This is a genomic window from Rhizobium sp. SVR5-9E (genome assembly GCF_056755095.1).
The window spans coordinates 1-18,900 of record NZ_JBNDHS010000002.1 but is presented as its reverse complement, the minus strand read 5'-3'; the positions used below and the strand labels follow the sequence as shown (position 1 = coordinate 18,900).

At 62.1% G+C, this 18,900-nt stretch carries 15 protein-coding genes; 2 read left to right on the top strand and 13 right to left on the bottom strand.

The annotated features are described in order from the left end of the window. Position 1: 1 nt before the first annotated feature. The 12 genes from icmH to ACPYOJ_RS01325 form a co-directional block, all read right to left on the bottom strand. The gene (gene icmH / locus ACPYOJ_RS01380) at positions 2 to 1,324 is read right to left on the bottom strand and encodes a type IVB secretion system protein IcmH/DotU (protein ID WP_481414646.1); all 1,323 of its coding nucleotides are present in this window, start codon (positions 1,322 to 1,324) and stop codon (positions 2 to 4) included. Between the two features lie 4 nt (positions 1,325 to 1,328). Further along, on the bottom strand, positions 1,329 to 2,663 hold the full coding sequence (gene tssK / locus ACPYOJ_RS01375) for a type VI secretion system baseplate subunit TssK (RefSeq protein ID WP_481414645.1): 1,335 nt from the start codon (positions 2,661 to 2,663) through the stop codon (positions 1,329 to 1,331). A gap of 16 nt (positions 2,664 to 2,679) precedes the next feature. Continuing rightward, positions 2,680 to 3,141, bottom strand: coding sequence for a type VI secretion system lipoprotein TssJ (gene tssJ, locus ACPYOJ_RS01370; RefSeq protein WP_481414644.1), 462 nt, complete (start codon positions 3,139 to 3,141; stop codon positions 2,680 to 2,682). Continuing rightward, positions 3,141 to 4,424, bottom strand: coding sequence for a type VI secretion system-associated FHA domain protein TagH (tagH, locus tag ACPYOJ_RS01365; protein ID WP_481414643.1), 1,284 nt, complete (start codon positions 4,422 to 4,424; stop codon positions 3,141 to 3,143). The genes tssJ and tagH overlap by 1 nt, the downstream gene beginning before the upstream one ends. Beyond that, positions 4,421 to 5,485, bottom strand: a complete 1,065-nt coding sequence (tssG, locus tag ACPYOJ_RS01360) for a type VI secretion system baseplate subunit TssG (RefSeq protein ID WP_481414642.1) — start codon at positions 5,483 to 5,485, stop codon at positions 4,421 to 4,423. Before tssG ends, tagH begins: the two co-directional genes overlap by 4 nt. After that, a complete protein-coding gene (tssF, locus tag ACPYOJ_RS01355) occupies positions 5,449 to 7,323 on the bottom strand; it encodes a type VI secretion system baseplate subunit TssF (RefSeq protein ID WP_481414641.1) in 1,875 nt (624 codons plus the stop codon). Before tssF ends, tssG begins: the two co-directional genes overlap by 37 nt. Positions 7,324 to 7,325: 2 nt before the next feature. Next, positions 7,326 to 8,087: a type VI secretion system baseplate subunit TssE gene (tssE, locus tag ACPYOJ_RS01350; RefSeq protein WP_481414833.1), complete on the bottom strand. Its 762-nt coding sequence runs from the start codon at positions 8,085 to 8,087 to the stop codon at positions 7,326 to 7,328. Beyond that, entirely contained in the window at positions 8,074 to 8,523 is a 450-nt protein-coding gene (locus ACPYOJ_RS01345; RefSeq protein ID WP_481414640.1) for an Hcp family type VI secretion system effector, read from the bottom strand. The genes tssE and ACPYOJ_RS01345 overlap by 14 nt, the downstream gene beginning before the upstream one ends. Positions 8,524 to 8,551: 28 nt before the next feature. Beyond that, a complete protein-coding gene (gene tssC / locus ACPYOJ_RS01340) occupies positions 8,552 to 10,060 on the bottom strand; it encodes a type VI secretion system contractile sheath large subunit (RefSeq protein WP_481414639.1) in 1,509 nt (502 codons plus the stop codon). 3 nt (positions 10,061 to 10,063) lie between these two features. Beyond that, entirely contained in the window at positions 10,064 to 10,600 is a 537-nt protein-coding gene (gene tssB, locus ACPYOJ_RS01335) for a type VI secretion system contractile sheath small subunit (RefSeq protein WP_168830898.1), read from the bottom strand. Further along, complete coding sequence (gene tssA / locus ACPYOJ_RS01330; protein WP_481414638.1) at positions 10,597 to 11,760, bottom strand: type VI secretion system protein TssA; 1,164 nt, start codon at positions 11,758 to 11,760, stop codon at positions 10,597 to 10,599. Before tssA ends, tssB begins: the two co-directional genes overlap by 4 nt. A gap of 96 nt (positions 11,761 to 11,856) precedes the next feature. Beyond that, positions 11,857 to 13,950: a serine/threonine protein kinase gene (locus ACPYOJ_RS01325; protein WP_481414637.1), complete on the bottom strand. Its 2,094-nt coding sequence runs from the start codon at positions 13,948 to 13,950 to the stop codon at positions 11,857 to 11,859. Between the two features lie 164 nt (positions 13,951 to 14,114). On the opposite strand from ACPYOJ_RS01325, the gene tssH reads away from it, so the two are divergent. Then, positions 14,115 to 16,838 carry a type VI secretion system ATPase TssH gene (gene tssH, locus ACPYOJ_RS01320; RefSeq protein WP_481414636.1) on the top strand — a complete coding sequence of 908 codons (2,724 nt, stop codon included), beginning with the start codon at positions 14,115 to 14,117 and terminating at the stop codon, positions 16,836 to 16,838. Positions 16,839 to 16,873: 35 nt separating this feature from the next. On the opposite strand, the gene ACPYOJ_RS01315 is transcribed toward tssH, so the two are convergent. Continuing rightward, positions 16,874 to 17,644, bottom strand: a complete 771-nt coding sequence (locus tag ACPYOJ_RS01315) for an OmpA family protein (protein WP_481414635.1) — start codon at positions 17,642 to 17,644, stop codon at positions 16,874 to 16,876. A gap of 123 nt (positions 17,645 to 17,767) precedes the next feature. Between ACPYOJ_RS01315 and ACPYOJ_RS01310 the strand changes: the two genes are divergently transcribed. Further along, positions 17,768 to 18,535, top strand: coding sequence for a PP2C family protein-serine/threonine phosphatase (locus ACPYOJ_RS01310; protein ID WP_481414634.1), 768 nt, complete (start codon positions 17,768 to 17,770; stop codon positions 18,533 to 18,535). The last annotated feature ends 365 nt before the right edge of the window (positions 18,536 to 18,900 follow it).

Here is an 18,900-nt window from a genome sequence, read left to right as displayed (position 1 = left end):
CTCAAAGCCCCTTCTCGATCAGGAGCTCGATGCGGCGGTTGGCAGCCCGGCCTTCACGAGTGTCGTTTCCGGCAATAGGCTGCGTTGCCGCACGTCCTTCCGACTTCAAGCGCTCAGGCGGAAGGCCGCTTGCACGCAGTAAGGCGGCAATCGTTGCAGCGCGCGCCTCGGAGAGGCGCTGGTTGTTGGACAGGGGATTGGCGGCCTGGAGCGGAACGTTGTCGGTGTGCCCGATGATCCTGACACTTCTGATCAGGTCAGCATTCTCCTTGAGGACGGCGGCGATGGAGGCGACGAGCGGTTCGAAGCCTTTCGTCAATTCGGCCCGGGCAGACGGGAAAAGCTCCGGAGTGCTCGACTGAAGCAGGAGAGTGACCGCAGAGGCGGTTTCACTGCCTTTAAGGGCCGGCAGAAGCGCAGGAGGTGCGGCGGCGCGGAATTCCGGCAGCAACTGGAGGACGACAGGTTCGACACGCGGCGCGTCCGGCGCCGGAGTGCGCTTTTCCGGCCGGTAGATTTCGGCGCGCTCCGGCGGCGGTAGTGCCCGAACGAGCGTGGCAAGCTCTTCCGCCTTGGAGCCCAGCCGCATTGACAACAGCATGTAAATCGCGGTCGCGAGCGCCACGGCCACGACTGCGAGCACCCAGATCGGGACGGCAAAGCGGGAAGGCTCGTCCGCTGCCGTGACACCCTCCCATCTGGGCGAGAGCGGCGCACCTTCGGCATCCGCGTCCCTCAAGAAGCGAGCGGCGGCAGCGCGGACGGCGCTGATGGAGCGATCGCCTGCACGCCCCGGCACCCGATATTTGCCGCGGAACCCCAGCGCCAGGCAGAAATACTGCAGCTCCAGCAATTCGCGGTCACGGCCGGGATAGCGCTCCAGCTCTTCCAGCCTGGCGAAGAACTGCGCCCCGGCATCCACATCGCCGCGGAGCATGACGACCAGCGGCTGGCGCAGCCAGGCGCTGGAGCCGCCCCAGGGTGTGTTGAGCGCCAGATCGTCGAGCAGGGAGGCGACGGCCCAGGCCGCCGCATCTGCCTGCGCCAGGCTTGCCCCGGAGGCCACGGCGGCATCGCGTGCTGAGACCAGCTCCTCCATCAGCCTGGTTCGCAGCGCTTCCGGATTGCCGGGCGGCAATGCATTCTCGAGTTCCGGCGCAAATTCCAGCAACGTTGCGAAAGCGTTGATCAGCGTATTGGGATGGGATCGCGCACGTCTCGCCACTGTGCCGGTGGGAACAACCGGCATCGCGCCCGGAGGGGCGGGACGGATGCGTGTACGGCCCTGATCTTCTGAAAGGCCGAATGGATCCTCACTTGCCATGGCACTACCTGTTTACCGAATAGCAGTCCACCTGTGGTTCACTGGGCAAAACGCCGGAAACTCCAATCACGAAGCCCGGCGAACGCAGAAGCGACTCCCAGTGCTCGCTGCGTTGATCGAGTTCGAGGCAGAGACGGTCTCCGTCGTAGGGAATCTCGCGCGGCTGCGAGTGAAGGGGCTTGAGGCGGATGCCGGGCAACCGGGACTTCCACAGCGCCTCGAATTCATCCGCAGCACCGACTGTCACCTGATTGACGAAGATTTTGCGCAAGGCCTCGTCGGACATGTCGCATCCGACCCGAACAACGATGCGGCTGGCCGTCAGCAGTTCGGGATTGTCGACGCGGACCTTCCAGACGTTCGTCGCGTGCTTCAGAACCGGCAGCGCCCGCGACTTCGGCTCGACATAGCGCAGGCTGAGGATCAGCGAGCGCAATGTGTCGGCGAGTGCGGCGAAGGCCGGCCCGGGCGCCATATGCTCATAGGTGGGCAGTTCGCTCAGCCGCCGGGAGCCTGACCCGTAAGTCGCCATCCGGCCGGCCAATCCGCTGAGCTCTAGAAAGAGCTCGGCCGGATGAAAAACCTCCTGGGGAAGCATGTGGGCCAATCGCGGGCGGGCACTGTTGGCAAGGTCGAGCACCAGCAGGTTTTCGACGCTGCGGCCGGGGCCGCCGAGCACCATCTTGCCATGCGCCTCGGCTATGCGGTCGAGCCCGGTGATGACCTCCTGCAGGAGCTGGCCGTAGAAGGGCACCGCGCCGGTTGCAAGCGCCGGCGGCAGGAAGTTTTCGGCGATCGCCACACTGCCATCGGACAGCAGTCCGGTAACGCTCGTCACCGGCATTGCCGTGTAGCCACCGGTCGCCTGTGCCGGCGAGAGGAGCAGGGCTTGCGGCCGGGCGATCTCGATCTCTTCCGGATCGGCGCCCCCATGAACCGCATCGCGTATCCACTCGATCCGCCCTCTATACCGCGCTCCGGTCGGTTCGCTGTGAGCGGGGTCGAAGCTGGCGCCGCCGGGTGGTTCCGAGGGTAGGGCGAGCTGCACCACGCCTGCACCCATGTCGCGCGTGACTGTCAAAGGTGTGGGAGCGTCCATCGTTTCGGGTATGGCAAACGGGGTACCATCCGGAAAAATGCCGCGCGCCGATGTTACGGCCACCCGACCGGCTTCCAGCTGTGCGGCATCGAGCGTGAGGGACCTGAAACCGAAAGTCTGTAAGCGTCCAGCCTGCAGCGCGCCCCGCATCAGGGCCTCGGTATAACGGTCCTGTTGCTGGAAATGCTGCGTCCGGAGGAACAGTCCCTCGGACCAAAGCACCTTGTTGGTATCCGTCATGCTGAACGCCCTCCATTCAGGCGAGCGCGAGCGTCATACCGCCGCGGCTGAGTACGACATTCGCTGTCACCGTCGATTCCGGCCTGATCGGAACGCTCCTTCGCCAGGTGCGGCTGCCAGGTTCACGGAACAGCGCGACAACGCCTAGGAAAGTGGCTTCCGGCGGGAACGCCAGCGTCTTTGAGGCGCTGGCGCCGGGAGCGACCGTCAGTTGGTCAGAGCCGACGAGGTCCGCTCCAAGCGCACCGGCCGGATTGGACTGAAGGGCGAAGATATCAGCAGAGTTGAATTTTCCGGCATCCTTCAGCCGGAGAATAAGGAGGGTCACCGGACGCTCCCCTCCGCCTGCGGCAGCATTCATCCCCGCTTGCCCCGTTGCCGTGACCGTCACGGTCGAAGATTTCGGTGGGCCGCCCATGCAGGCGGAAAGCATGCCTGTCGCGCCGATCACCATGAGAAAGCCGCGTCGGTGAAGCATCAGTTGTTCTCCCTCTCTTCATAGCCATCCCGAAAGTCGCTCCCGATCTCGCCGAGGAAGCGCGTCGACGCACTCTTGGCGATTTCGCGATAGCGGTTCTCATAGAGTTCCCAGAGTTTCGCCCGCCGCCCACCGGCGAGCAGGGCATCCAACGCCGAGTGCGACTTCAGTTCGCTTTCCAGCGTCGCGGGGTCGAAGCGGTCAATCATCCTCGCAAGCGCCGCCTGGACGCCGCGCCAGGTTCTCACATGGTGGTGTGCGAGATCGCGGATGGAATTGCCGATGGCGGCCTGCGGGGGAAGAAAACCGGCGTGGCGCTGAGCCAGGAAGGTCGCGATCACATCGTCCACCGTGGGCAGGAATTTGAGAGGGTTGACCTCGGATGCTCCAATCACGGTTTGGGCGATCCTCGCTTCACCCTTTTCTTCGGCGCGTTTGCGCAGGAGGTGCATCAGCCCTTCCAGCATCATGCGGTATTCCCGGCCGAAACTCTCCATCTGCGCCACCGGATCGGATGTCGTAATCTCGCCGGCGCTGAGCCCCAGTCCGCGGAGGAAGGCTTCGTGCAGGGAGGCTTCAGTTTGTGCCGTGTGTTCCTGCGTCGGTCTCGCCTGTGGTGTCGGTGCAGGACGCGGTGCAGCCGGGGGTTCTGGAACGGGTTGAGGTTCTGGAATGGGTTGCTCGGGCGGCGTGCTGGGTAGAGAAAAATCCCAGGCTCCTTTGTCCTGGCCGCCCGATGCTGGCAGAGGATCAAGGCTGAAGGGATCATCGAACATCGGCGTCCCTTTTGCTGTCTCGCTCCTGTCTGCTGCGGCGAATGCCCCTGCAGCTGGTTGTTCGAAAGGGTCGGGCAATCCGGCCGGCCGCGGGGTGGGCGCCGTCGGCTCCCTGCGTTCGAAGAAGAAATTGTCCTGCTCGAGGCTAGCCGGCGGCGGAGCCGGCTGTTCAGACACCCGCTCCGTCGGTGTGGCCTGGAAGTCGACGCGGACGACATAATTGCCAAGCTGCAGTCGCGCTCCGTCATGCAGCGGGGAGGAATTCCCGAGCCCGAGCGGCGTGCGCGACCCGTCGATGAAGAGCCCGCCGCTGGAGGTGTCGGTCACCACATACTGGCCGCGAACGCAGCCGATCGTGCAATGAGCGCGTGAGATGTACATGTCGGGATCGTCGATCCGCCAGTCGGCGTCGGCGCTGCGACCGATGACGAGCTCTCCCTCGACGAGCCGCATCTGGCGAACGGCTTGCGGTCGGGGCGACTGCTCGAGGGTAAGGATCAGGCTCATGCCGCAGCCTCCGGCATTTCGGGGCGCCAGCCAATGACGGTGCGCATGCAGAAATCATCTGCGTCATCGCGATCTTTCGGTCGAGCGAGCCATGCGATGTGCCCGATCCGCGCTGCTCCCATTTTGGCCGCAGGAACTTCGTCCCGCTTGAGTACGAGCCTAACGTCCACGTCGAGCCCGTCTCCCACCAGATCGCGGATCGCGGTTTGCAAGGTTTCGCGCCGTTCGCTGCCGGGCAGGAAAGTCATGTAGTCGGCAAGCGTTAAAGGTCCGATGGAGAGCTCTATCCTTTGCTGTCGCTGGAACGTCCTCGGACCGATCGTGGCGCTTCGTCCGAGTTGCACATGCGCGCCGCCAAGCCGGGACTGGAGCGTTTTCGGGATCGGCATCCAGGTGCCGACAAATTCGCGAAGCCGAACCGGGACCTTCAGGAGGTCTGCAAGAAACAGTGTGAGCCTCTCAGGCCCGTCTACCTGATGGGCGAGCGCCGGCGCGTGAGAGAGTTTCGTGGTATCGATCGCTCCGCGCTCACCATGCCCTCTTCCACACAAGCCGAGGCCAGCCAGGGCCGCCGACATCGCGCGAATACGGCCGCCGTCGTGGCGCCTGACCTGCACCGCCGGGTGAGCGTCGGCCCATGCCCGGTAAAAGAGCGCGATCATGCGATGCTGAAGAATATTGACGAAATCGACGAAGGTCGTGTCGCTGACCTCCCGCATGTCCGCCCTGGCGAACCAGCGCTGCGACAGGCGATCCAGCACCCAGCGCGTCAGATAGAGGGGCATTGGACCTTCTGGCCCGAGCAATCCGATATTTGCCACCGTGACGCGGATTGGCGTCGTTTCGGTGGCCGGCTCGATCTTCGCGACATCCTGCACGGCAAAACCCAGTCGCACATGCTGTCCGAGCCGGGCGGGCTCCCGGTCCGGGCGGCCCGCTTGCCCGAACAGTTTTCCGTCGTCTTCGAGGCGCCGCAGGAGCTCGAAGAAGTCGAACTCCTCAAGGGACGGAGAGGTCTCCTTCTTCAGATCAGGAAGCGATTGCCCGGCGTTATCGGCCATAGCACATCCTCCTGCTTTTGTATGATCCGCGCGCGGGTGCGCACGAATGCGTTGATAGCGGCATAGCGGGCAAAAAGCCTTGCCAGCAGCGCTGACGGCAACAGCGTGCTGTGCCCGGCAAGCACAGTTTGGTCGATATGAAGCGTAACCTCGGTGCCACGCGCGAAGCACATTGGTCCGGCGATCGCCAGGCGCTCGATCAGAGGTCGAGCCTCGACGCGGGCGATCGAGCGCACATGCCGGCTCAGGCTTGGATCTCCCCGCTGCGCGTAAAGCTCGAGCAGGGCGTGAAGTGGATCCACCCCGCGGCCTTCCTCTGCCAGGCTGAGGAAATTCAGCGAGAGTTGAGCGACGAGCCGCCAGGCAAGTTCATCGGCTCTCGAGCCTTCCACGGCTCCAGCCGGAAGCGTCGCTGGTATAGAGGGCCACGGTGGCCGCACGGCCCCGAGGAGTTGGACGGCCTCGACCGGATCGCCACTTTCGAGCGTGAGGGATGGCGTGTCGTCCAATATCGGCAGGTCGCGATTGGTGCAGAGCGCCGTCACCTCAATCCGCTTTAGTGGCCGGGCCGCTTTCGACTGGACGGGGCGAGAAAGCGTGATGAAGACATCGTCACCGGCATAGGACGTGCGAGTTTGTCCCTGACGAAGTTCGTCCTCGCTCGGCCGCCGTGGGCGGCGTTCGGCGAAATAGGCCCAGCCGTTTCCACGGTTCTGGCCCAAGCTGAAGAGCGTCGGTATCTCGGCGTCCGGGCGCTCGGCATCGGCATCTTCGACGCGGATTGGGCGATAGATCTCGAAATCCCGGGGACGTGTGCGATCGGCGTGGAGCACCTGGCGGGTCCGCCGGGCATCGAGTTCGATGACGTTGCAGCCGCGCTCGAACAGGTTGATGATTGGCGTTGCGAAAAGTTGGAAATCTTTCACTGCGATATTCGAAAGCTCGGGGACGGGGCGTCGCAACAGAAAGACAAGTTCCAGCCCAGCTCCACAGCGCCGAACCACCGGCTGCAGGCTCCTCACGCGCACATAGTGAAATCTCTCCGGCGCGATGAAGTATTCGCGTAACAGCCTGTAGCCTTCGAAGGTTTCGCGCGTACGCGGCATAAGCGCTTCGTCGTCGGAGATCCCGACCATTTCCGGCTCCGGAAGTACGCTCAGGAAATTATCGCGCCCTTCCGGGCGGGCGCCGACAGCGGCACAACCGCCAAAGAGCGTATCGAAGAGCAGCGGCGCCTTGCTCTTGTCACCAAAATGCAGATCCAGGTGGTCGAGCGACAAGTCGCCGAGCTTGCCTTTGCCAGTTCGATTGAAGGTGATGCTCAATGCCGCGGAACCGCTTAGCCCTTCAACCGGAGTTATTCCCGCTGCTGCAAGCGCGCTTCGATCCTGAATGTACGCGACCGAGGTGATCGCGAGCGGCCAGAGCATCACGTCCTGTGCCGTCGTATAGATGCAGCGAGTGGATATTCCAGGTCGGACGCTCGAAACAAGCCGGGTCCCGCGCTTCACAAGGTGCCCTGCAAGCATCGTCTGAACCTGCTGGCCCGGCTTCAGCAGAGCCATGGCGGTCGCGGGCGCCGGCGAAACGAGATCCGGGTAGAAATTCTCAAGCACGCTTCGTGCGAAACGCGAGCTCTCTGCATCCACCTTCTGGCGGGTGCGCGCGGCGAGATACGCCACACCGTCGAGCAGGCGCTCGACAAACGGGTCGGGACACGGGACCGTATCCAGGGAGAGGTTGCGCGCGATCGAGGGATGCATATCCGCAAACTCGGCGGCGAGCGCGCGGATGTGGGTGAGTTCCTCCTCGTAGTACTCCAGGAAGACCCGGTCCATGGTCAGGTTTCCTTCAGCTCAGTCCGCGCCGAACCGTTGTCGAGGTTGAGTATCGTGCGCAGGAGCAGCCGCTCCGGTGCCGGCGAGGTCAGCAGCAGTGCGTCGATGTCGATCCTGAGACCAGTCGCCCTGTCGCCGAGGCTGACAGTCACTTTCGTCGCGCTTTCCTTCAGCCGGGGTTCGAACGCGGCGAGCACGCTTCGGATTTCCTTCGCCAGTTCATCGCGGTCGAAGTCACGGGAGGAACGGCCGGAGAAGGGGGGCACCCCGTAATTGATCACGCTGCGGCGAACCTCTGGGAAATCCTCAAGCGATGGAGGATCGTCTCCGGCCTGATCTGCCTCGAAATCCGTCAAGAGTGGCGTGGATTCGAAGCGCTGTGCGTTAAAGAGCGCTTCGATGTCGCGCCGCACCGCCTCGCGCAGCACATCGGTCGAGACGACGACGCCGCGGCTTTCGAGTTCTGCCTGACGTCGCTCCAGAGAGAGCAGACGGTGAATGTTCTTCTTCTGCTCGGTGCTGATGTCCGTAGCGGCTTCTATCTGGCGAAGGCCGCCGGCCACCAGCCCGTTCAGACGTTCGACGTCTATATCGTTCTGGATCGCCTGCCGAAGTTGACTGATTTCGGAACTGAGCCCCGGCAAGTCGTTCACGAGGCGATCCCACAAGGACGGCTGGATAGCTTCGCGAGTCGCCCGCAGGTGCCCTCCGGGCGGTCTCGCCTCCCTTCCAAACCCTTTCTGCCAGCTGTCACTTGCCGACATAGACATCCATTTCGGCCTCGTGCTTGTCGTCGTACTTGAAATTGATGTTCTTGTAAGCGAAGCCGATACGCTCTTCGAGCACGTCTGGCTCTTCCTCGCTTGGCTTCATGGTGTAGTTGGTCACCGAAGCTTCCTTCAGCGTGATGACCAGGTAGTCGCTCGTTTCGCCTTCGATGGTTCTGCGCGCCGAGAACACGACCTCGTCCAGAGGCGTGTTGTCGAAGAGAGCTTTTTTCAGATAGGGCGAGGACATGTCGTAGTGCTTGATGAAATTGACCATGCCCAAACTGACGCGACCTCTCCGCGATAATGAATTGGGGTCGAAGGGAGCCACCATGTCAAACTCCACTCCGTACACCTCGATTTCTTCTTCGTGGCCATCGCGAACGCTCGGCCCCGGGATGTCAGGTACTTTGAGAAAACCGTCGATTTTCATGACTAACCTCCCATCAAGTATCTGTTGCTCACTGCTTCATGGACGGCAGCTCCGAAACCAGCCGGAGCGAAGCATTGATGCCTTCCAGCTGGTAGTGGGGCCGCAGGTAGAACCGGGCATTATACCAGCCGGGACGGCCCTCCACGCTGTCGACCTGGACCTCGGCAGCCGCAAGGGGACGTTTTGCGCGGGCTTTGTCGTCGGCAAAGGCAGGGTTGGCGAGAACGTAGCGGTTGATCCACTCCGTCAGCCAGATTTGCATGTCGGCACGTTCCTTGAATGAGCCGATCTTATCCCGGGCGATTGCCTTGAGGTAATGGGCGAAACGGGAAACCGGGAAAAGATAGGGCAGGTTTGCGCTCAATCTCTCGTTCGCCTGAGCATCCGGGTCGACCAGACGGCCGGCGCGCGCCTCGTCGTCCTGCAGCGAATGGGCGCCGATGAAGGCGGCGATATCGGTGTTCTTGCGGTGGAGGATCGGCATCAGCCCGAGCTTGGCGAGTTCGGCCTCGCGCCGGTCGTCAATGGCGACCTCGGTCGGGCATTTCATCGCCACCGTGCCGTCATCCGTCGGGAAGTTGTGGACCGGGAGATTGATCACTGCCCCGCCGTTCTCGACACCCCGGATCTGCGTGCCCCAGCCGAACAGCTTGTGGCTGCGGTTGATGTTGACCCCCATCGGGAAGGCTGCGTTCATCCAGACATACTTGTGATGATCGCCCTGGACCTCTTCCTCGAAGGAGAAGCCCTTCACGGGGACGGTTTCTGCTCCATAAGGCAGCCTCGCCAGCACGCGCGGCATCGTCAGCCCTATGTACCGGGCGTCCTCGCTCTCGCGCAGCGACTGCCATGAGGCATAGGCTGGCGATGACACGATCTGTTGCAGATCTTGCGGGTTCGGCAGCTCCTGCCAGCTTTCCATGCGGAACAGGCGAGGGGCCGCGGCTGCTATGAACGGCGTGTGCGCCGAGGCGCAGATGCCGGACATGTTGCGGAGCAGACCGACATCCTTCGGGTGATTTGAGAATTCGTAGGCGCCGACCAGGCAACCGAAGGGGTTACCGCCGAGCATCGAGTATTCGTCGGTGTAGACTTTCTTGAATATGGGACTTTGATCCCACATCTGGCCCTCGTAATCCTCAAGGGTGTCAGCCAGCTGTTCCTTCGAGATGTTCATGACGCGGATCTTCAGCTTTTGATCCGTCTCGGTATTGTTGATGAGGTACCACAGTCCGCGCCATGTGCCTTCCATCTGAAGCACTTCAGGGGCATGGAGAATTTCGTTGGTCTGCTCGGTCAGCAGCTTGTCGAGGCCGCCAATCAAGGACTTGATTGATTTGATCGCGTTCGAAGAGATGACGGTCGATTCTGAGCGGCCGCGCGCGGCCAGCGCCAGATTCCTGACCAAGGTTTGAAGCTTGTCGCTGTCATCTTTCTTGACCTTGAAGTCCTTCTCCAGAAGGTCGCTGAATTCCTGAAGGTCGACTCCCTCGGCTTCCGCGACACCAACCGCAGCGGCTTTTTCCTGTTCGGCCATGACTCAGACCTCCGACTTGCTGCTATCTTCGAGCGCCTGGTCGGCGATCTTTCCTAACAGGGGCTCATTGTTCAAAAGTTGCGCGATGCGTTTTTCGGCGTCGACGCGGCCATCCATGAAGCCGAGCAATTCTTCGAGCTGGCGGCGCATTCTCAAGAGTTCTGCAAGCTGCGGGACTTGTTCGGCCACACGATCCGGCGCGAAATCAGCCATGCTGGTAAAGGTCAGGTCTATTGCAAGCTCTTCGTCGCGTTCTTCACCCTCAGGTTGCGGGAGGGTGTTCTTCACGCGAGCTTTGACACGGGGGCTGAGCGCTTCCATGAAACGGCCGAACCTGTTTGCGTCGGTTTCGACAAAAGCACGGTCCCGGACGGACTTGCTGGCCTCTGGTGTCTGGGAGGCGCCGGCGAGATCGGCCATCACGCCCATCACGAACGGCAATTCGATGGTGGTCGGGCTGCCGTAAGTTTCGACTTCGTAAGCGATCTGGACGCGAGGCGCCCGGTTTCGTTCAATTACCTTGGCCTTAGTTTCGCTCATTGGTGGTCACCTTTCGTCCCAGGGACAGGTTTCTTGCTTTCCGGCACGCCGGCCAGAAGCCGGAATTCCTTCAAACCGGAGGGCGCCAGGTCCTCCATGAGTTCCAGAAAATCCATCGGCACCATGCGTTTGATCCTGCGCGCCAGATGGGGGATGGGGCTCGACGGTTCCGTGCGGTCATAGAAGGCGATGATGAGGTCGATGCACTTTGTGACGTCTTCGCGTGAGGTGAGCCGCGACGGAAAGACTGCCGGTGTGCCGATGTAAGCCGGAGCTGCGTCGGAGGTCGCTTTTGCAGGCGTGCTCTCGTGATCGAGGGCTTCCTCGCTTGCAGCCTCCTGCCCGGGGCTGGGCTTCGCGCGCTCGAGCGTAGAGATCGCTCGCTGCAGGAACCGGCTCAAATCCGGCAGCGTGACTCGCAAATCCCCGCCGATTTGCCGATTGAGTGATGTCTCGAGCGCCGCCATCGCAGTGGCCGCGGCGTTTGCGCTCTCGATAAGCGCGGCCGCCTCGTCCGAGCTTTGTTCCGCAAATGCCGCGCAGCCGATCCCCACGCGAGTCAATACCTGCTCGTGCTCGCTTGCCAGCGACGCCTTTTCAGTCTCGCTCAGTCCGGGTGCAGCCTCGTTGAGAACGGTTCGGGTGTCGATCGCCCCGCGCTCCAGATCGCGCCCTGTGACAGGACCGACACCCCGCGGCGCAAAGAAAGTCATCTTGCGAAGATCGCCGAGCAGCCCATCCTTGTCGTTTTGCAGCTGGAGGAGAGCGTTGATCCGGCGTAGTGCGGCATCCCGGGGAGGCAAGCCCTCACGAAGTTCCGGATGCATCGTTTCCCAATGCATGTCGAAGGTCCCGGTGATCAGGTTCAGCCCCTCGGCGAGGCCGGCAAAACCCTGTTCATTTGCAAGGGCGCGCGTCACGATCACGAGGAGCCTCAGATCCCGTCCGTGCGGGCGCAACTCTTCTGATTTTCGAAGGATGGTTGACCAATCGACAGGGACCTCGGTCCGTGAGACGGGGTTGTTGCGCTCGTCACGGCTGATTTCGACCTGCGGTTGCACGAGGCGTTCCAGCTCGTGGAATCGTCCGTCATTCCGCAAGCTTTCACCTGACGGGTTCTCACCGTTCAGCGGGCTTAACCAGAGAGCAGAGTCGAACAACAGTTCCCCCCGTTAACCGACTAGTATTCCCCTGTCATTTTGCTTTTTACCACAAGTTCTTGCTCTATACTAATGTCACGTATCTTCGGCTTCTAATTAATTGCGGGTGTCGAGCAGCCGGGTGGTTATCGAGAGGATCGAGACACGCCCCGCGGCTATGACCGCACGTAAATCCTCCGCAAAAGACTTGGTGGACTCGGTTGTCGGTCGAAGCTGTGGGAAAAGCGGCTGATCGGTCTGCATGACAATGATCAGACTTCTACCGAAGGTGGCGTCGACCGCGAAGGAGAGTTTTGCGGGGTCCGCCGCGCCCTCTGCCGTCGGATAGGCAACCCGGATGGTGCGCATGCCATTCGCCACGGTTCCGATCTGGGCCAGTGCGTGATCGGGTCTCTTGATGTTCGGAAGAACATTGAAGAGATTGCCGGTGACGTCGGCGATGGCCACCCACAAGTACCCTTTGTCAAGCGTTGCGGGCACAAGCACGTCGATCACCGGGTTGTCGCCGACCGAATAGATGCCGGACATATTCGGTTCGGATCTGTCGCCGTAGCCGAGAACGATCGTCATCTGACCTTGCGGCGCATCCGGCAGCAGCTCCTGAACAACGCACAGTTGGCTGTTGAGCACCGTGGCATCGAAGCGCAGCTCGCGATCTCCGACATGGGGCGCGAGCGTCTGCTGGAGGGCTTCGATGTCGCTGCTGGCGGCGACGTTTCCCCGGACGGAAATCGTCGATCCAAGAGGAAAGGTGCCGCTTTCCGGAAGTTGAACGAGGAGTGGACCGCAGGTCTGCAGCGGAATGACAAGGGGTTTCAGCTGGTCCGGCGACAGGTCTCTCGGACCCGCCGCGATAAGGATGATCGGCTGGTAACCGGCGGCCTTTGCCGCCGCATTAAATCGGGTGACGGCCGCTTCGCGTCCTACAGTATCAGGCGCGAGACCGGTGAGGCGGACCGTTCGATCGGCGACTTCAAGCTTCCACTCGTCGAGCGGGATGGCGGCCGCGAAGAAGGCATCGATGTCCTGCGCCCACTTTTCCGATGGAGCGCCCTCGGCGAGGGTGAGGGCGTCATTGGGTGGGGCAAGCCCGACGGTCCGGGCGAAGTTCGCCAGGATTGTCTCCTGCTGGTCGGCGTCGGGAGCGAAACCGGCAAGTGTCGGCCGGCCTTGCCCGTCCACGCCGGCAGTGAGTTTGTAAGGCGTAGCAATCGGCAGGCTTGCCGGAGACAAGCCCTCAAAAGCCCCGAGAAACCAAAGCCCGGCAAGCACTGCCAGGACCGCGAGGGGCAGGATTGCAAGCCATGGCCGCCACCCGGGCTTCGTGTCGCGACCATTCTGCCTCGCTTTGGCGAGACCGGGCTGCAGCAATCGCCCGATTTCCTTGACGACGGCGGCGGCACTCGGCGGGCGTTGGGCAGGGTCGGGCCGAGTGAGGTCGTCGATCAGCGTCTTCAGCGGCTCTGGAACGCCCGACGTGTCAAGCCGGCGCTCCTTGTGGCGCACAACCTCGCCAGGACTTGTTCCGACGTCCGGAATCCTTCCTCGAAAGGTCGCGAGCAGCGAGGCGCCCAGGGCATAAAGGTCAGAGCGCGGCTCTGCCTGCCCGTGCAGCTGCTCCGGCGCGGCATATTCGTACTTGCCCGCGAATTCCTTGCCGACGATCGTGCGCGCGCCTGTGCTGCTGTCCTTGGCGATGCCGAAATCGATGATGACGGCTTCTTCCGGCCTGCCGTCGCGCAGGATGATGTTGTCGGGGGAAAGGTCGCGATGGACGATCTTGCGCTCGTGTGTGGCGACAAGGCCTTCGGCCACTCTGTGCGCCACCACCAGCAGATCGCGCGGGGAAGCCCCGCCCTGCTCGAGCCATTCGCTGAGCGGCGTGCCGGCGACGTAGTCCATCACCAGATAGACGTGGCCGTCCCCGGTCTGGCTGCAGTCGGTGTAGCGCACGACCGCGTCGTGGGAGATGTTGCGCATCTCCTCCTCGCGCTTCATGAGCTCCAGATAGCCGGCATTTGCCGACAGCTCACGCTTCAGCGCCTTGAGCGCCACCACCCGGCCGGTAATGCGGTTGCTTGCACGATAGACTTCACCTGTTCCACCGCGGCCGAGGACGCCCTCGATCTCGTAGGTGTTGTTAAGCACCTGCCCCTTGCGGAAGATGTCGCCAGGCAGTGGATCGATCATCTGGAGCCTCCCAGCGCACCCAGTGGAAACCACGCGACATAATATTCATCAAGAACACGTGGCCCGAATATTTGTCAAGAATACTCTAATGTGGCACGCTGTGACTAGCGATCGAAGACTAGCAACGTCCTATTCAAGATCACATGGGCAGGAGCCCGATCGACATGCAGAACATGTCTTCTCAGAGCTTCAAGCGCAAGGAACTGATCGGCAAACTCAATCCTGTTTGCGTGCGTGCCTTCAAGGCGGCGGCGGACGCGGCCAAGCTTCGCGGCAACCCCTATGTCGAACTCGTTCACTGGATCGAACAGCTCGCCCTCGTCGACCGCGCGGATTTTCAGCTTATCCTCGCCGATGCCGGCGTGGATCTCGGCCGGCTTGCCGCCGATATGGCGAGGGCAATCGACAAGCTGCCCTATGGCGCAACTTCGATCGAGGAGTTTTCCGATCACATCTTTCATGCCATCCAGGAGGCCTGGAGCCTCGCAAGCCTCCAGTTCGGATCCGAAGAGGTTCGCGGAGCCTATGTTCTCTTGGCCTGCAGAAAGGTGGCGGTACTTGACGGTCTTCTGCTGAAGATCAGCGCCGAATTCGATCGGATCGAGGCGGATTCCGTTATCCCCCGGCTGGACGACGTGCTGGCAGGATCACTTGAAAATGCCGGTAAGGCCGAGGCCCCCGAACCATCCCGGAAAAAACGCCCGGGGGGGGGCGACTCCGCATTGGCGAAATACGCGACTGACCTTACCCGGCGTGCCCGCGACGGCAAAATCGACCCGGTTCTCGGCCGGGACCCCGAGATTCGGCAGATCGTCGATATCCTCATGCGCCGGCGCCAGAACAACCCGATCCTGACCGGCGAAGCCGGAGTAGGCAAGACCGCGGTGGTCGAGGGTTTTGCACTCCGCCTTGCAGAAGGAGACGTCCCGCCGCCGCTGAAAGGCGTGGCGCTGCACCTGCTTGACATCGGCCTGATGCAGGCGGGGGCAAGCGTCAAAGGCGAGTTCGAGAAGCGGCTGAAGACAGTCATCGACGAAGTTCAGGCATCGGAAACTCCGATCATCCTTTTCATCGACGAAGCGCATACTCTGATCGGGGCCGGCGGGGCAGCGGGAACGGGAGACGCTGCAAACCTTCTTAAACCGGCATTGGCGCGTGGCGAGCTTCGCACGATCGCTGCGACGACATGGGCGGAGTACAAGCAGCATATCGAGAAAGATCCGGCGCTGACCCGCCGTTTCCAGGTCGTCAAGATTGAAGAGCCTGATGAAGAAGCTGCCATCCTGATGCTGCGTGGCGTGGCAGGCGTGTTGGAGAAACACCACCAGGTGCAGATTCTGGACGAAGCGATCGAGACGGCCGTCGGCCTGTCCCATCGCTATATTCCCGCGCGGCAACTGCCGGACAAGGCCGTCAGCCTGCTGGATACGGCCTGCGCGCGCGTGGCGGTATCGCAGCACGCGACACCGGCTGAGGTCGAAGATCTTCTGCGGCGCAAGCAGTCTCTTGAGATCGAGCAGGGCATCATCGGGCGCGAAGCTGCGATCGGCATCGAAGTCGCGGAGCGCCAGTCCAAGGTCGAAGCCGCTCTCGCCGAGACGGAGTCCGCGTTGCTCGCTGCAAAGGCTCGCTGGGAAAAGGAGCAGTCCATGGTCTCCGAAATCCTCGATCTGCGGGCGAGGCTGCGGGGAAGGGGAGTTGCGCTTGATGCCGCGCTGGCCGAAGGGGGGGCAGGCGCGGAATTGTCGGCGGCCGCCGACGTGGACCGCCCCGAGCCGGAGGGCGGCGATGGAACGGATCAAAGCGCCGACCTTGAACGGCTCAAGGCTCTGACGGCGGAGCTTGCCGGGCTTCAGGGCGAGACGCCGCTTATACTGCTTTCCGTCGACAGGAATGCTGTGGCGTCTGTCGTACAGGATTGGACAGGCATTCCCGTGGGCCGGATGCTGACCAGCCAGACCGAAAAGGCATTGCAACTTGCCAAGGTTCTGGGAGAGCGTGTCGTCGGCCAGGAACTTGCAATGGAATCCATTGCGCGGCGCGTGCAAACCAGCCGTGCGGGTCTTGCCTCTCCTGAAAAGCCGGTGGGCGTTTTCCTGCTGTGCGGCCCTTCGGGCGTCGGCAAGACAGAAACGGCGCTGGCTCTCGCCGAAACCCTCTATGGCGGCGAGCAGAACCTGATCTCCATCAACATGTCGGAATTCCAGGAAGCGCATACGGTGTCGACCCTCAAAGGTGCGCCTCCCGGGTATGTCGGCTACGGCAAGGGAGGGGTACTGACCGAAGCGGTGCGGCGTCGGCCCTATTCCGTCATCTTGCTCGATGAAGTCGAGAAGGCGCATCCGGATGTGCACGAAATCTTCTTCCAGGTCTTCGACAAGGGAATGATGGACGACAGCGAGGGCCGGCGGATCGACTTCAGGAACAGCCTCATCCTGCTGACCTCGAATGTCGGTTCGGATGTCATCATGAAGCTGACTGACGGCGGCAGGACGCGGCCGCCGCTTGAGGAACTCGAAAGCGCGCTGCGGCCGCCATTGCTGAAGGTGTTCCCGCCAGCCTTCCTCGGACGGGTGATTGTCGTTCCCTACTATCCGCTCTCGGATTCGATGATCGAGGCGATCACACAACATCATTTCGCGAAGATCGCGCGCCGGCTGAGCGCCAGCCATGACGCCGAGCTGGTCATCGGGGACGGGGTTCTGGAATTGATCAAGGCTCGGTGCACCGAGGTTGAATCGGGTGGTCGCATGATCGACGCGATCCTGACCAATACGCTGCTGCCAACGCTGAGCAAGGGCGTTCTGAACTGGTCCCTTGAAGGCAAACGCCTCACCAAGGCGACCGTCGGGGCTTCGGCGGAAGGCTTCACCTACGCGTTCGAATAAGCAGCGAGTCACTTGTTGGTGACGTCTGGGTGCCGTTAGCTCACTGCCTGGAATTCCACGCGCCTGTTCTCGTCGGCCTTGGGGTTTTCCTGGTTGAGAAGAAACTGCTCGCCGACGCCGACCGCTTCGAGCCGTTCACGAGCGATGTGGCAATCATCCGTGAAGAAGCGTGCAACTTCCTTCGCACGCAGAATCGACAGGTGCTGGTTGTAGCTTGCGCCGCCGACAGAATCTGTGTGACCGATGATACGCACAAGCTTGATGTCCATTTCCTTTACGACGTCGCAAAGCTGCCGCAACGCCGGCTTTTGTTCCGACGCGATGGCCGCTGAATCGAAGGCAAAATTCACCCGGACGTTGATCTGGTCGTCAGGCGGTAGCTTCCAGTATGTTTGCGGATTGGTCGTCGCCGCTGCTGCGGATACGGCCGTTGCCGGCGATGTCGCCGCCGGTTCCGGAGTTGAGGGCTGAGCTGCATTGGGAGCCGCTGGGGTGGTCGCTGGAGCAGCTTGGATCCCCTGGGACGCAATGGCAGCAGGAGGAGGGGGAGCCGGAGCGGTTTTGGTTGCGCCGCTTTCGGGCGTGGCAATCGTCACCGGGACGGCCTCGGCCTTAGGTGCGGCGTTGGAGTTGGTCAGAACCAGGCCGCGCGTGGCTCCGAGCCGTGCCGCCTTGAACAAGTCGATCTGTCGCTGGAAGCGTTCCTTAAGCGCGGAATCGTTCAGTTCCTGTGCACCCAAGTCACTTTGTGTCACCAAGAATAGAGCGAGAAACACCGTCAGCTTTCTAGTCAGCGGGCGCTTCATCTTAGGCTCCTTTGGCAAAAAGGTTTTCGCCTTCTATGAAAAATACTATAGGATGACTATGGGTGCAACCGATCCGGTAGCGGGGCTCTCACGGCGGATCGATTTAATGGGGTTCGTCTGATCATGACCCCGGACTCTCGGGACAATCCTTCGACGCGCGTGCCTGACGGGCCGGGTAGGCCGCAAGGAGCGGGACTAAGCCATACCGGGCATGTGCGAACAAACAACGAAGACGCAATTCTCACCGATCCTTCAGGCGCACTTTGGGCGGTCGCTGACGGGATGGGCGGCTACGGCCACGGCGATGTCGCGGCAGACCTGGTGATCGAGCAGCTCGCCCTTCTTCCGCACGCTCCCATTTCCGGCGCTCATCTCGTCGCCGCGCTGCAGTCGGCCAATTCCGCCATCCGCCGTTGGGCAGCGTCGGCCAATGTCGCGCAGATGGGCGCGACAGCGGTGGCCGCACTCATTGACGGTGGAGCAACGACGATCGCATGGGTGGGAGATAGCCGGGCCTATCGTTTGCGTGGAGGAGAACTGCTGCAACTAACGCGCGATCACTCGGTCGTGCAGGAACTTGTCGATGACGGGCGCCTGACGCCCGCCGCTGTCTGGCAGCACCCGCAGGCGCATGTTGTTACCCGGGCGATCGGCGCCGCCGATTGGCTGGATGTGGACTCCGTCGAGGTGGCGCTGGAGCCGGGGGACTCCCTGCTCCTTTGCTCGGACGGATTGACCGACTGTGTTGCCGAGGCAGAGATCGTCGCTCACTTGAACGCGCCGAACCCCGACGCCGCCTGCCAGCGACTGGTAGCCGCCGCCCTCGATCACGGCGCTCCGGACAATGTCTCGGTGGTGGTGGTTCGGATTGACGGAGCTGCAGCGCCGTGAGGCCACTAAATCCGATTGCAGCTGTCGTCATCGGAATGAGCATCATTCTTGCGGCGGCCGTTTTCGCGTTGGTTGGAGACCTCCTTCGAAACACAGAGGTTGATCCGAATGCAGGAAGGATCGATCGGGCAAATCAACAGCTTGCTCAACAGGACGCGGAAATCCAGGCGCTGCGCGCTGAACTGAACTCGCTCAAAGGAAAGGTGTCGGAGCTAGAAGGAAAGGTGAAGGAACTGGCGGAGGCGCCTCGCCCCGAACCATGTCTCTTATACACATCTCCGAGCCCACGAGACTACGCTGCATCTGGGGTGTGGGGTTTTTCTTTGAAAAGGGGGGGGGGGGGGGGGGGGGGGGGGGGGGGGGGG

What these genes read in the sequence shown, in the direction of transcription:
- tssB (WP_168830898.1), bottom strand. Translation starts at nt 10,600, where the DNA reads ATGAGCGAAACTAAGGCCAAGGTAATTGAACGAAACCGGGCGCCTCGC.
- tssK (WP_481414645.1), bottom strand. Translation starts at nt 2,663, where the DNA reads ATGACGGATACCAACAAGGTGCTTTGGTCCGAGGGACTGTTCCTCCGG.
- ACPYOJ_RS01345 (WP_481414640.1), bottom strand. Translation starts at nt 8,523, where the DNA reads ATGAAAATCGACGGTTTTCTCAAAGTACCTGACATCCCGGGGCCGAGC.
- ACPYOJ_RS01315 (WP_481414635.1), bottom strand. Translation starts at nt 17,644, where the DNA reads ATGAAGCGCCCGCTGACTAGAAAGCTGACGGTGTTTCTCGCTCTATTC.
- ACPYOJ_RS01325 (WP_481414637.1), bottom strand. Translation starts at nt 13,950, where the DNA reads ATGATCGATCCACTGCCTGGCGACATCTTCCGCAAGGGGCAGGTGCTT.
- tssG (WP_481414642.1), bottom strand. Translation starts at nt 5,485, where the DNA reads ATGGCCGATAACGCCGGGCAATCGCTTCCTGATCTGAAGAAGGAGACC.
- tssE (WP_481414833.1), bottom strand. Translation starts at nt 8,087, where the DNA reads ATGTCGGCAAGTGACAGCTGGCAGAAAGGGTTTGGAAGGGAGGCGAGA.
- tagH (WP_481414643.1), bottom strand. Translation starts at nt 4,424, where the DNA reads ATGAGCCTGATCCTTACCCTCGAGCAGTCGCCCCGACCGCAAGCCGTT.
- icmH (WP_481414646.1), bottom strand. Translation starts at nt 1,324, where the DNA reads ATGGCAAGTGAGGATCCATTCGGCCTTTCAGAAGATCAGGGCCGTACA.
- tssJ (WP_481414644.1), bottom strand. Translation starts at nt 3,141, where the DNA reads ATGCTTCACCGACGCGGCTTTCTCATGGTGATCGGCGCGACAGGCATG.
- ACPYOJ_RS01310 (WP_481414634.1), top strand. Translation starts at nt 17,768, where the DNA reads ATGACCCCGGACTCTCGGGACAATCCTTCGACGCGCGTGCCTGACGGG.
- tssF (WP_481414641.1), bottom strand. Translation starts at nt 7,323, where the DNA reads ATGGACCGGGTCTTCCTGGAGTACTACGAGGAGGAACTCACCCACATC.
- tssC (WP_481414639.1), bottom strand. Translation starts at nt 10,060, where the DNA reads ATGGCCGAACAGGAAAAAGCCGCTGCGGTTGGTGTCGCGGAAGCCGAG.
- tssH (WP_481414636.1), top strand. Translation starts at nt 14,115, where the DNA reads ATGCAGAACATGTCTTCTCAGAGCTTCAAGCGCAAGGAACTGATCGGC.